General features: G+C 64.3%; 12 protein-coding genes and 1 tRNA gene. 5 read left to right on the forward strand and 8 right to left on the reverse strand.

The genetic code is table 11. The features are described from left to right. Positions 1-68: 68 nt before the first annotated feature. The 3 genes from C437_RS04130 to C437_RS04140 all read right to left on the reverse strand — a co-directional run bounded on the left by C437_RS04130 (position 69) and on the right by C437_RS04140 (position 3412). Complete coding sequence (locus tag C437_RS04130) at positions 69-1067, reverse strand: arsenic resistance protein (protein WP_004515627.1); 999 nt, start codon at positions 1065-1067, stop codon at positions 69-71. A gap of 369 nt (positions 1068-1436) precedes the next feature. Beyond that, complete coding sequence (locus C437_RS04135; protein ID WP_004515628.1) at positions 1437-2795, reverse strand: NAD(P)/FAD-dependent oxidoreductase; 1359 nt, start codon at positions 2793-2795, stop codon at positions 1437-1439. A gap of 95 nt (positions 2796-2890) precedes the next feature. Continuing rightward, positions 2891-3412: a response regulator transcription factor gene (locus C437_RS04140; protein WP_049919598.1), complete on the reverse strand. Its 522-nt coding sequence runs from the start codon at positions 3410-3412 to the stop codon at positions 2891-2893. 216 nt (positions 3413-3628) lie between these two features. On the opposite strand from C437_RS04140, the gene C437_RS04145 reads away from it, so the two are divergent. Then, a complete protein-coding gene (locus C437_RS04145) occupies positions 3629-4582 on the forward strand; it encodes a D-2-hydroxyacid dehydrogenase (RefSeq protein WP_004515630.1) in 954 nt (317 codons plus the stop codon). 31 nt (positions 4583-4613) lie between these two features. Here the strand turns inward: C437_RS04145 and asd are convergent, their stop codons facing one another. The 3 genes from asd to C437_RS04160 all read right to left on the reverse strand — a co-directional run bounded on the left by asd (position 4614) and on the right by C437_RS04160 (position 8441). Then, positions 4614-5651 (reverse strand): aspartate-semialdehyde dehydrogenase, encoded by a 1038-nt coding sequence (asd, locus tag C437_RS04150; RefSeq protein WP_004515631.1) that lies wholly within the window; start codon positions 5649-5651, stop codon positions 4614-4616. Positions 5652-5719: 68 nt separating this feature from the next. Next, a complete protein-coding gene (locus C437_RS04155) occupies positions 5720-6154 on the reverse strand; it encodes a hypothetical protein (protein WP_004515632.1) in 435 nt (144 codons plus the stop codon). A 58-nt stretch (positions 6155-6212) separates the two neighbouring features. After that, positions 6213-8441 (reverse strand): AAA domain-containing protein, encoded by a 2229-nt coding sequence (locus C437_RS04160; RefSeq protein WP_004515633.1) that lies wholly within the window; start codon positions 8439-8441, stop codon positions 6213-6215. 104 nt (positions 8442-8545) lie between these two features. Here C437_RS04160 and C437_RS04165 point away from each other — a divergent pair, with 104 nt between their 5' ends. From C437_RS04165 to C437_RS04175, 3 genes are all read left to right on the forward strand, one after another. Then, positions 8546-9586, forward strand: a complete 1041-nt coding sequence (locus C437_RS04165) for a tyrosine--tRNA ligase (protein ID WP_004515634.1) — start codon at positions 8546-8548, stop codon at positions 9584-9586. Between the two features lie 12 nt (positions 9587-9598). Further along, positions 9599-10288, forward strand: a complete 690-nt coding sequence (locus C437_RS04170; protein WP_004515635.1) for a class I SAM-dependent methyltransferase — start codon at positions 9599-9601, stop codon at positions 10286-10288. A gap of 183 nt (positions 10289-10471) precedes the next feature. Beyond that, a tRNA-Gly gene (locus C437_RS04175) sits at positions 10472-10542 on the forward strand. A 208-nt stretch (positions 10543-10750) separates the two neighbouring features. Here the strand turns inward: C437_RS04175 and C437_RS04180 are convergent. Then, a complete protein-coding gene (locus C437_RS04180; RefSeq protein WP_004515636.1) occupies positions 10751-11065 on the reverse strand; it encodes a hypothetical protein in 315 nt (104 codons plus the stop codon). A 378-nt stretch (positions 11066-11443) separates the two neighbouring features. On the opposite strand from C437_RS04180, the gene dinB reads away from it, so the two are divergent. After that, entirely contained in the window at positions 11444-12793 is a 1350-nt protein-coding gene (dinB, locus tag C437_RS04185; RefSeq protein ID WP_004515637.1) for a DNA polymerase IV, read from the forward strand. Here dinB and C437_RS04190 read toward each other — a convergent pair whose 3' ends face one another. Further along, positions 12794-13141: a hypothetical protein gene (locus C437_RS04190; protein ID WP_004515638.1), complete on the reverse strand. Its 348-nt coding sequence runs from the start codon at positions 13139-13141 to the stop codon at positions 12794-12796. Positions 13142-13157: the final 16 nt, after the last annotated feature.

Here is a 13157-nt window from a genome sequence, read left to right on the forward strand (position 1 = left end):
CGTTCTCGACCCAGATTCTGCACAGAACACTCGCATCAGTCTGGCAGTCTTTCACCGACGGCCCATCCCTATCTTGTGGTCAGACCCGAGGCCCCCGCCGACTCGTCCGGCACTAGCCACTCAGGAACGACCCGCGTGAGAACGACCATCCCGGACAGCTCGACGAGCGTCTGCGTGACGACGACGGCCGGCGCGAGCGCATACCCGGACGGCAGAGCGAGCGCCAGCGGGAGCATCACGAGCGAGTTCCGCGTAACGGATGTGAACACGAGCGCCCGGCTCGTGCCGCGTTCCATCCCGAGGAAGCCGGCGACAGCCCGCCCGAGCACCGGCATAATGAGGAGGAACGCCACGTACACCGGTACGACTGCAGCGATCTGGTCGATAGAGTCCCGCACACGCGGGAGTTGCGAGGCGATAACGACGAACAGCGTCGCGCCCATCATCGGCACTGGGAGCCAGCCCATCGCCTGCTGAAACTGCTCACCCCGCCGGGACCGGCCCGCCCAGAGTTCGGTCCCCCACGCCAGCGTCAGCGGCAAGGCGATGATGACGACGAACGCTTCGAGGAACGGCCCGGCCTCGATGAACTCGGCGACTTGCTGGCCCATGAACAGCCAGAGATACAACGGGAGCAAGAGCAACTGGACGAGCATCAGTGCCGGCGTCGCGGCTGTGATCTGTTCGGCGTCGCCGTCGGCGAGTTCGGTGAACGTAATCACGTAGTCGATACACGGCGTCAGAAGCACCATGAAAACACCGACGAGAATCGCCGGCTCCCGTGGCAGGAACCGCGTGAGCCCGAACACGACCACCGGAACAGCCAGGAAGTTCATCCCCAGCGCGGCCAGCATGAACTGCCTGTTCCGGAACGCCTGTCGGATACGGACGAACGGAATCTCCAGGAACGTGACGTACAGCAACACTGCCAACACAGGGTTGATGAGCGCCTCCAGCGTGGTGCCCGCACTCGGCCGTTCGAGACCGACTCCGACCGCAAGGAGGACGGCGACAGCGTACAGGCTGACCTGATTGTACTGAACCCACTCCTTAGAGAGCCGGGTCATTGTATTTTGGTGTGTACACGGCTGTTCAAGCGGCAGCTGATTGCTGCCACCCCAACCAGTACCGACGACGAACGATGACGCTCCATCTTGTATACAGTCGCCGTGTGATGCAACGTACTTAGCTGTCGCTCACCGAAGTGCAAATATCGCCCGGAACACTAACGTCCGGCATCATCCTCGGCGGTGTGCCATGTTAGCCGGCAAACCCTCGTGCCGGGCGGGTCGTCGAATGACGACCAGATGCGGTGTGAACCGCGGTCATGTCGCGTGCCCGGGTTCTCCGGGTCGTCATCGTCCCGGTGACGGGTCTCAGCCGGGGATTGAAGGCACGCGTCTGTAGTTCGTCGGTCGCACACCTAAGGGTGACGTTCAGACGGCGTAGTCGTCCTCACGCAGTTGAACGTACTTGCCGTTGCGGTAGGAGAACTTCCCTCGCTTGTAACTGAAGACCATCTTGAGCCCGTTGAGGCCGCCCCGGAGCGCCGCGTCGGCCTTGATACCGCGGGCGTCCATCAGGTCGTTAGCGGTCTTGAAGGCCCGGTCCCAGTCGTCGGGTCGCCAATCCCGAACCATGTCCGCGAAGGTGGCGTTCCGGAGAATTTCGTCGCCGATGGCATCGTGCCAGGCGTCGTTGTAGCGTTCGAGGCGGTCGGTCGCGGCGAGGCGGCCGGCGATCTTCCCGGTGCGAACGGCGACGTGGTCGCCGCCCTCGTGGAATGCTGATGTGGTCCCCATCGCGCCGCCAACCACAGCGATGCCGGCACCGACTGGGGACTCGATTGGGCGCGTCGAAGAGATGGGATACGTCTCCGTACCCTTCGATTTCCCGCGGTCTTCGACAAGCGGGAAGTCGTCGAGGTCGTATGCCTGAAACTCACGTTCGAGCAGTCGCTCGATATACTGCCGGCCTTGTGGGATGCTATCGTCGTTCGCTCTGAGCAGGTCCCACTCGCCGCGGTCGTAGGCGTCGATGTCCAGTCCGATGGGCATCGTCAGCCCGATGCGAGCGACCGGGGCGTCGTTCGGGAAAATCCACGGATACGCCGTGTGGCCGGGCATGATGCCCCACCAGAACTCGATGAACTCCGGTGTGAACAGCTCCTCCGGCATCCGGCGGTGCTCTTGATAGGCGATGTGGTTGACCTTGTTCGACGGCATGATATCGCCCATCGTTTGCCCGCCCGGGAGGAACTGGTCGAGCGTCCCGCCGGTGACGGTTCGCTGGGGGCCATCGGCGAGGATTACGTACTCGGCGGCGATATCTTCGCCGTTGGCCAACCGAACGGTGTGTCGCGGCGAGCTCTTTAGGTCGGTCTCGACGCCGGTGACGCTGACGCCGACGCGGTAGTCCGCGCCAGCTTCTGTCGCCCGTTCACGAAGCCAGTCGTCGAACCGCGCGCGGTGGAACGTGATACCGAAGCCGTCGGCGCTTGAACTGATGCCGGTTTCTGTGAGCGTCATCTCCGTCGAGGGCCCGTAGAACTTCGCCCCGTCAAGTTCGCTCAGCACCACGTCTTCGGGGAATTCCGACCGGGGAATGCCCATGATGTCGAACCAGTAATCGAGCAGTCCGGCGGCGTCCGTCGAATCCGGTCCCGTCCCCTCGCGGTCGGCTCTGGGGACCCCCTTTTCGAGGAGGACGGCGTCGGCCCCGTGGTCGGCTGCAGCCTCGGCCGCCGACGAGCCGGCCGGGCCACCACCCACAATGGCGACGTCTACGTGTTCCATACCCGCTACGGTGTCCCGCGCCCGCTAAAACCTATTGTCTTGCATCGAAACTACGGTGAGACGCTTTCACCGGACCGAACTTGGAACCCTGCGCGCTACGGTTTGGACACCGCGTCGGCGAGTGTCACGCCGTGTTGGTCCAGCCGTTCGACGGCCCGCTGGTACGCCTCACTCTCCGCGAGCGCTGTGGCCCGCACAGCGTCAGAAACCGTCGCACAGCGATCGGCGAGCGCCAGAAGATCTCGGCGTCGCGCCTCGTACTTACACCGGGTCCGAACGGTCGAAAGGACCGACAACAGGGTGTCCTGGTCAGCGGGTTTTCTGAGATACGAATCCACGGGGATATCCAGAATATCCACGTCCGGCTTGACGCTACTAATCATGACGACCGCAGGGGTAGCTGCCCGCTGTCGGAGTTTTTCAGCGACCGCTTCGCCGCCCAGATTCGGCATCTGCCGGTCCAGCAGCACCGCATCGATTGAGTCGTCGATCCGCTGTAATCCCGCACGGCCGTCCCCAGCCTCTATAATTTCGCATTCCTCCGGAAGCCAGAGTTTGTAGAGCTGTCTATAGTCCTTATCGTCATCAATCACCGCAACGCTCGTCGGTCTCCCCATTCCTTCGAAATGCTACGCTGGTCATCCTACAAATATGCTAAGATATCGGGATACTATTAGTACAAATTTTACTAATCTAGACTGGTAATTCCGGCGTTCTCTAAGTACTGAAGTACTAACAATTACTCCGGCGTGCGATTAACGGACTGCCGGCACCGTTTTGGGGTCCCCGCGTGGAACAGCCGGTATGGCTGTCCACGCTACAGGAGGGGTTCAATGGCCGATATCGTCGTGATGCGTTACGGCGTTCATGGAATGCCGGTCGACCAGTACGCGGCAGCGCTCCGGGAGCGACTGCCGGAGTGGAACATCGCCGTCGCGGAGACGCCCGAAGCCGAGCGGGACTTGATCGCGGACGCGACAGTCCTGACCGGCAACGATGTCTCGCCGGAACTGGTCGATGCTGCCGACTCGCTGCAGTTGTTTGCAGGGACATACGCTGGATACGACCACCTCCCGCTCTCGGAACTGGCCGACCGCGACATCGCGCTCACGACGGCCTCCGGCGTCCACGGCCCGAACGTCGCCGAGAACGTCGTCGGCTCGTGGCTCGCCTTCGCTCGGGGCTTTTTCACCGCCCGCCGCCACCAGCGCGAGGGCGTCTGGCAGTCGTTCCACACCGACGACTTCGCCGGCAGCCGCGTCTGTGTCGTTGGGCTGGGAGAAATCGGCGAGGCCATCGTCGACCGCGTTCAGGGGTTCGACGTGGAGACCGTCGGAGTCCGCTACTCGCCGGAGAAGGGCGGTCCGACCGACGAGGTGTACGGCTTCGATGAAATCCACGAGGCGGTCACCGACACGGAGTACATCGGTCTCGCCTGCCCGCTCACCGACGCGACACGCCATCTCATCGATGCCGAGGTGTTCGAGACGATGCCTCCCAGCGCGGTGCTCACCAACGTCGCCCGCGGCCCGGTCGTCGATACCGACGCGCTGGTCAGTGCGCTCCAGCGCAACCACATCTCCGGCGCGGCGCTCGACGTGACCGACCCCGAACCGCTGCCCGGCGACCACCCGCTGTGGGACTTCGAGAACGTCCTCATAACGCCCCACAACGCCGGCCACACGCCGAGCTACTACGAGCGACTGGCCGATATCGTGGCGGAAAACGTCCGGCAGGCTGAGCGGACCGGCGAGTGGGACGGGCTCAGAAACCAGATTGAGCTGTGAGCGCTATCGCTGAAGTGAGAGCCGACAGCCCTTACAGATAGCCGCGCTTGTCCAGCAGTTCGCCGTTCAGCACGCTCGCACCGGCGGCACCACGCATGGTGTTGTGTGCGAGGCAATTGAACTGGACGCCGTCGGTCGTCTCGCGGAACCCACCGACTGCGACGCCCATGCCGTCTTCGACGTTGCGGTCGAGGCGGGGCTGCGGGCGGTCCGGTTCCTCGAACACTGTGATGAGCTTTTCGGGCGAAGACGGCAGGTCGATACCCGTAACCGACTCCATCGCGGCCTCGGCGTCGGCCGTGGAGATGTCTTCGGCCGTGTCGGCCCAGACGTTTTCGAGGTGGCCGTCGAGCGTCGGGATGCGGTTACAGGAGGCGGCCACGTCCATCTCGTTGAGGTGGACCTCCGCGCCGTCGAAGGAACCGAGCAGTTTGCGCGATTCACTCTCCATCTTCTGTTCTTCGCCGCCGATGTGCGGGATGGCGTTGTCGATTATCTCCATCGACGAGACGCCGGAGTAGCCCGCGCCGGAGACGGCCTGCAGCGTCGAGACGCGCACGTCGGTCAGGTCGAACTCGCGGTCGAGCGCAGCAAGCGGCGGCACCATCGTAATCGTCGAGCAGTTCGGGTTCTTCAACAGCGCACCGTCCCAGCCGCGCTCGTCGCGCTGGACCTCAAGCAGGTCGACGTGGTCGGCGTTGACCTCGGGGATGATGAGCGGCACGTCCTCGTCCATCCGGGCGTTCGAGGAGTTCGAAGAGACTGTGTAGCCGGCCTCACAGAACTCCGGTTCGACTTCTGCGCCGACGCTGGACGGGAGCGAGGAGAAGATGAGATCGACGTCGTCGGGCACCGACTCCGGATCGGTGGCACGCACTTCCAGTCCGGCCACGTCCTCGGGAATCGGGGAGTTGACGCGCCACTTGGCGGCGTCCTTGTATGTCTCGCCGGCGCTGGCGTCGCTGGCTGTCAGTGCTGCGATTTCGAACTCGGGGTGGGGGTCGAGCAGTTGGATGAGCCGTTGCCCGACAGCGCCCGTCGCACCGAGTACACCTACGCGTACAGTCATCGGTTGACACACGGCTATGGGTGGTCAAAACAGTTTGGATACGAAGCGGTTCCGCCGTCCGCGTCGGCTCACTCCGCTTCGGTGTCCTCGAACACCCACTCGATGACGCGGGCCTCGACGAGGTCCCGCTCCTCGACGTAGGGGTCGTCGCGGTTCGCAAGCGCTTCCTCCGCTTCGGACAGCATTTCGGCTTCGATCTCCGTATGGTCCGGCTCGTCTCGGATGTCGTTCAGCAGCGCCTCGAAGTCCTCGCGGAGGTCGAAGGAGGCGCGGGCGGCATTACACCGGGACAGCGGGCTCATCCCGGTCTCTAACACGAGGTCACGGACCGTCTCCCAATCGGAGTCACAGAAGTAGATGGACACCTCGCCGACGATGTCCTGCCAGGCAATCGGGTCTGCGTGTTTAAGCAGCGGGACCGCCCGCGGCGGCAGGTCGAGACGGGTCTCTGTGTCGGGATTCCCGCACAGACAGCATGCCTTCTCCGTCTTCCCCGTGTACATATGCGACAGTTGGGTCGGACGTATTTGGACCCATCGCAGTCGGACAGTCGCTCGCCGGCTACACTGGAATGAACTCGGGGTCCACGTCGTTCAGACGGTCGGTGTTCGCGACGAACTGGTAGAAGTCGCTGTAGAGGTCCGTGCACTTCCCGTCGGCGTCGTACCGGAGCGTGTGCCAGTCGGCGACGACGGCGCAGTAGCGCTTCGCCCGCGTGAGTGCGACGTTTAATCGACGGGGACCATCGACCGGCCGCCCGAGGAATCCGACGTGTCCGTCGGCGTTACTCCGGACGAGCGAGAGGATGATGGCCGTCCGCTCACCGCCCTGAAATGAGTCGATGGTGTCAACAGTCACCCGTTCTCCGGCGTCGATTCGGTCTGCGAGCAGTTCCCGGATGTGTGACGCCTGCGCGCTGTACGGTGTGATAACGCCAATCTCCTCGGCGGGCACGTCCGCCAGCAGGTCCCGAACGAGATGCGCGACGAGGCGGGCTTCGGTGGGATTGGTTCTGGAATGCCCGACCGTTTCGACCCGGCCGCCGACGTTGTACCCCTCTATCGCCGGTCGGTCGGGAAGCGGGTCGACGGCCCGCCCGTTCCGCAGCGTCCGGTCGTAGAACCGCCGATTCGGAAAGTACGCGATGTCCCGGTGCATCCGGTACTGGGTCTGTAGCTGCAGGCCGACATCCTCGTAGACGCCGCCGTCGGCGTAGAGATGTTCGAACAGCGAGTGGCCGTAGCTCGACGCTGGCGGCTCGTCGCTCGCGCTGTAGGGCGGGAGCTGTCGGTGATCGCCCGCGAGGACGGCGCGGTCGGCCCGGACCAGCGGAATACACGACGCTGCGCAGGTGGACTGCGTCGCTTCGTCGAGTACCACCAGGTCGAACTCCCGGGCGAGCGTGGCGGCGCTGTTGTTCGTTACCGCCACCACGTCGGCCCGGCCCGGCACGTCGCCGTAGGCACGCCGCACAACGTCGTTTGCTGACTGGCTCGCATTCACACGGTCGAGCGTGTAGTCGCCGTCGCCGTGCTGGCCGTAGGCGTGCAGTGACTGCGGGTCGGCCACGTCCCTCGTTGACGACCCTGCCACGAGGTTGTCGACGGCCTGATTCGAGTCCGCACACACAAGCACATCCTCACCAGCCTGTGCGGCCCGTCGGACGATTTCGACCAGCGTCCGCGTCTTTCCGGTCCCCGGCGGGCCGTGAATACAGAACAGGTCGTCGGCCAGCAGTGCATGCTCGACAGCCAGCTGCTGCTCCTGATTCAGTTCCTCGTCGAACTGGTCGCTCCGGGCGGCCGCCCCGTTCGAGAAGGTTATTGACCGGTCGCCAGCGAGTACGTCCCGAAAGCGGTGGTCGGTCAGTGACTCAATCGCCGCCCGTTCGCGGTCGAACGGAACGGGATTGAGCAGCGCCGTGAGCCCGTAGGTGGCAGCACCGTCGGTGAGTGCGCTTTCGAGTGCCGTCGCCCCGTCGACCTCGGCCCAGTCCACCGCGAGCCACACCGACCGCCCGCGGATGCGCTCGACCGTCGCCGCGACCGGGAACGGGCCGTCTCCGCGCCCGCTCGCCACATCGGCGTGAATCAGCACCTCGTTCCCCTCGTGGATGCCGAACACGGATTCAACGACAAACGCCCAGTCATCGTCCCGTCCGGCGGCGACGTCAGCGGGTGGGTCGACGCGAAACCGATACGCTCCGTCATCTCGGCCGCGCGCGTGGAGTTCGGGGACTGCATCGCCACCGGCCCCGTACACCTCGTCAGGTGAGCGCCGCTCGGCTCGCTCTCGGTTTTGCTGGCGAGTCGCCGCACGTTCGCGCTCGACGTGAGAACGCAGGCCGTCGATCAGGTCTGCCGACGGAATCGGATTCCGGGGCGGTTCGCTGTCGTCTATCGGCGAGTCGTACGAGGGTGGGTACGTCTCCGGGACGTAGTCCGAATGCCAGAAGCGGAGGCGGTCGGCCAGCCCCGTGGCTCCGAAGGCGTCCACGTCGACGAAGTCCCGCTCGCCGTCGCGCTCGAAGACGAATATCTGTCCGTGTAGCGAGTGGTCGGTGAAGGCGACGTACTCCCCCGTCGGTCGGGCCGAGTCGGGTTCGTGTAGCGGGATACAGACCCAGTCTTCTTCGGGATGGGCGAGTTTGTCGTGGTGAGCCGCGAACTCGGCGACGGGCCGCGCGGGGACGACATCGCCGCGGTCGTCGAGAGCGTCGTCGGTGACGGCACACAACGACGCGTCGTCGAGGTCGAACGACCCGATGACGTGGTCGAACAGGAGGGACATTTACCCCCGACTGTGCCCTGCTCTCATAAAACAGTACGGCCAACTTCGACAGCCCGTCACACCGGACAGGAACGTTTTAATCGCCGGACCGGCCACACTGCGGTATGGATACCGCCGAGCGACTCGATCTGGTGACGCGACACACCACAGAGGTCGTCACCGAGGACGAACTGCGGACGCTGTTCGAAGAGAGCGACCCGTCGGCGTACATCGGCTACGCGCCGACCGGCGAGATGCACATCGGTCACTTCACGACGATGCGGAAGCTCGCAGACTTCCTGCGGGCCGGCGTCGACGTGACGGTCCTCATCGCGGACCTGCACGCCCATCTCGACGACAACAAATCGCCTTTCGACCTGCTTGATGCCCGCTCGGCCTACTACGAGACGGCCATCGAGGGCATGATTGAAGCGGCCGGTGCCGACCCCGAAGACGTTGAGTTCGTCCGCGGGACAGACTTCCAGCTCGACGAGGACTACACACTGGAGATGTACCGGATGGCCGCCGAGACGACCATCTCACGCACGCAGCGCGCGGCCAGCGAGGTCGTCCGCGAGTCCGACAGCCCGAACCTCGGCGGGCTCATCTACCCGCTGATGCAGACGCTCGACGTGAAGGCGCTAGACGCCGACATCGCCTACGGCGGCGTCGACCAGCGCGGCATCTACATGCTCTCCCGCGAAATTCTCCCCGACCACGGTGGCGAGTCGCCGATCTGTTTGTTCGCGCCGCTCCTCTCTGGCCTCTCGGGCGGCAAGATGAGCGCCTCCGACGAAGCGTCGAAGGTGAACCTCACCGACAGCCCCGACGAGGTCGACGAGAAAATCAATCAGGCGTACTGTCCGGCCGGCGAAGTCGAGGAGAACGGCGTGCTGGAATACCTCGAACACCTCGTCTTCCCGGTTCTGGACGTTCGCGGCGAATCGTTCGTCGTCGAGCGCCCCGAAGAATACGGCGGCGACCTGACCTACGAGAGCTACGACGAGGTCGAATCGGACTTCGTCAGCGGCGAACTCCACCCCGCCGATCTGAAGCCATCGGCCGCAAGCGCCATCTCAGCTGTTATCGACCCGGTTCGGGAGCGACTGGCCGACGAGGACGAACTCCTCGCCGAAGCATACCCCGAAAAGTACGGCGCGGAGTGACGCGGTCGACCGATGCCATCCTCAGATCCGAGCGTCGACAGTGACGAGCCGGCCCGCTCGCGGGCCGCCGTCCGCCGGACATACGAGGACATCGGCGATCACTTCTCGAAGACCCGCGAGTACGCCTGGCCGGAGGTCGAGTCGTTCGTCGACGAGTCTGGCAGTGCCGAAACGGCGCTCGATGTCGGCTGTGGCAACGGCCGCCACGCGGAACTGCTCGCGGATGTCGCCAGCCGTGTCGTCGGCCTCGACGCCAGCCGCGCGCTCCTGCAAGCTGCGACCGACCGCGTCGGCGACCGCGTTGCGCTGCTGCAGGGCGACGCCACCCGGCTCCCGCTCGCTGCCGGGACAGTCGACCTCGCCGTGTACGTCGCGACGCTCCATCACCTCCCGTCTCGGTCTGCCCGCCGCGCCAGTCTGAACGAACTGGCGCGCGTCCTCGCGCCGGACGCTCGGGCGCTCGTCAGCGCGTGGAGCACGGCTCACGACCGCTTCGATGCCGACACCGACGCGGACGCGGGATTCGACACAACCGTCGACTGGACGCTCCCCGGCGGCGAGACCGTTCCGCGGTTCTATCACATCTACGCGCCGGCCGAATTCGAGCGTGATGTCGCCGACAGCGACCTCCGACTCGTCTCGGTGGAGCTGTCAAGCGGCAACTGTTACGGGGTTGTCGAGCCAGAAGGGAAACGCACTTAATTGCCTTCCATCTATGAAGGGATACGTTCGCGCTCCGTTGGTTGATGCCGCGGAACGAGCGGCGGTGGTGAGCAAATCCGACGGATTTGCGAGGCACGCCGCGCGCGAACGAAGTGAGCGTGCGGCGGTGGCGAGCGATTCCAACAGAATCGCGAGCCTCGTCGCGAGGAAGCGAAGCAACAAGCGGCGGTGGTCTAGTGGTAGGACCTGAGCCTTCCAAGCTCATGGCCCGGGTTCAAATCCCGGTCGCCGCATTTTGCTGCGAGTCTATCCACGAGCAGCAAATGCTTCATTGAGGGATTTGAACTGCGGAAATCCGAGCGATAGCGAGGATTTGCAGTCGAGTTCAAATCCCGGTCGCCGCATTCGACAGTCCACAAAACCAACGAGCTGATGCGCTGTGCCGGCGTCTGAGTGTCGCCGCGTCCGTTCTCTGCTCGGCTGAGGGGCCACCTGATGCCGTTACTCCGGTTCGACGGCGGTCTGGTCGAACTCCTCCCAGTCGTCGCCCATCCACTCTTGCAGGCGATCAGTAACGCCGGCGAAGTCCTCACCATCCTCGAACGACTCGACGACAACCCAGCCGTCGCCGTTGCGGTCGTAGCCGAGGCTGTAGCCACGGTCCCCGTTGATGATGACGACGAACGCGGCCACCACGTCAAGGTCGGGGAAGAACCCGACCGGGGCAAATCCGTAGTCGTCGTGCTGTGCTTCGAGGGCAGAGATTTCGCTCGTCGAGAGCGGCCTGTCCGGTAGCGAGTCCGTCAGTTCCGTCATTACCTCGCAGTCATGTGGAGAGGACTGAAAACGTTTCGAGCGAACCGAACGCAACGTATGTGCCAGATAGCATTTCGGCCAACATTGAAGTATTTCCATGACTGTTGTTAACATGGAGCTTCCGACGCTCCCGGCGGGAACGACCGTCGTACCATCCGGGATTGGCATCGGCGGACGACCACTCACCGGTGGAGACTGGCCACTCCACCGGCTACGCATCGCTTCGAAACCAACAGCGCACGGAGCACCTGACACCCCACCCCACCACTTTCCCTGCTCCCGCTTTTCGAGGTGCTTTCGACGCATCGAACCATGCCCTGACCTGATACGGTCGGCGAGGGCCGGTGGGGTTTTCTGCCAGTACGCGTAGCGTCGAGTATGGACGCTGCGGGGCTACTTGGGACCAGCAGACCCGAGCAGATAGTCGCGCACGTCGACATGGACTGTTTCTACGCCGCCTGCGAACAGCGGCGTGAGCCGGCACTTCGCGGGGAACCGCTCGTCGTGGGGATGGGATACGAGAACGGCGCGACTCACGGGGCCGTCGCGACAGCGAGCTACGAAGCCCGACAGTACGGTGTCGAATCAGCGATGGCCATCTCCGAGGCACTGGAACGCCTTCCACGGAAGGTTGCGGCTGTTGCGGACCCGGACCTTGATGTCACAGACGCCGGCTTCTACCGCCCGGTCGATATGGACTTCTACGAGTCTGTCGCCGCGGATGTCCGGGAAATCCTCCATACGGAAGCGGATATCGTCCGCGAGGTGAGCATCGACGAAGCGTATCTGGACGTGACCGAGCAGGTCTCGTGGGCGACTGTCGAGTCGTGGGCACAGGACCTGAAAGACACAATCGAATCAGAGGTCGGCGTGGTCGCGAGTGTTGGCATTGCTCCGACGATGAGTGCCGCGAAGGTGGCCAGCGACCGTGACAAGCCGGATGGGCTGGTCGTCGTCGAACCGGGAACTGTCCGAGAGTTCTTCGCTGACCTCCCGGTCGAGGATGTCCACGGTGTCGGTCCGGTCACCGCCAGCGAACTCGCTGCACTCGATATCGAAACTGCGGGGGACCTTGCGGCTGCCGACCCAGAACTGCTAGCCGAACGCTTCGGAGAGCGTGGCCGCGAGATACGCCGCTACGCCCGCGGCGAGGACGAGCGGTCGGTGACACCGAAAGGCGACCCAAAGAGCCTCTCGCGGGAGTCCGCGTTCACCGAAGCGACGGCCGAGATGGAGGCAAAGTGTCGGCAGGTCCGCACGCTCGCCGACGCTGTCGCTGACCGCGCACAACGAAAGGGCGCTCGCTACCAGACTATCGGTATCAAGGTCGTGACGCCGCCGTTCGACGTGAACACGCGGGCCCGGTCGCTCCCGGGTCCAGTCGAGGAACCCGATCTGGTCCGGCGAGTCGCGCTGGACCTGCTCGGTGAGTTCGACGACGACCCGGTTCGGAAAGTCGGGGTCCGCGTCTCGAATCTGGACTTCTCTGCCGGCGAACAGGCCAATCTAGATGGGTTCGGCAGTGACGCCGGAACCGAGGAGGCGGTTGATAGTGTCGACAATACCAACAGCACAGAGCAAAACGACGGGGGTCAGGTCGGACTCGGAACGTTCGCCGAGAGCGACGGGGGCAGCGAGGCCGCCAGAGATGCGGCGAACGAGGAGACAGAGAGCGGTGAGAAACACATCTCGCTCCCGCCCAGCCAGACCACGCTCGCAGACTTCTGATCAGGCCACACCGTGTTCCAGATTTTCCAGCAGTTTCCCGACGAACAGGCCCGCTCGCGGTGAGATGGTGTCATCTGCCGGGACTTCCGTCGGATGCGCGGCCAGCGTCTCGACGAACCGCTGGCTGTGGGTCATCGCGTGTAACATGTCGACCACGTCGACCACCAGTCCCTCGTCGCTGGTGTCCATGCCGGCGTAGCGTTCCTTTTCGGCCTCGGAGTAAGTGATAGTCCAGGCTGGGCCGCCAGCGGCCGCGACGATGTCATCCAGCGGCGCCACCTCCAGCGGGCCGTCGTCACTCCCGACGTACACCGTTCCGCCCTCGACGAACGTCTCGTATCTGTCCATGGACAGCCCCCGCCGA

Origin of the sequence: Haloarcula vallismortis ATCC 29715, from assembly GCF_000337775.1 — an archaeon.
In the GTDB taxonomy this organism is placed as follows: domain Archaea; phylum Halobacteriota; class Halobacteria; order Halobacteriales; family Haloarculaceae; genus Haloarcula; species Haloarcula vallismortis.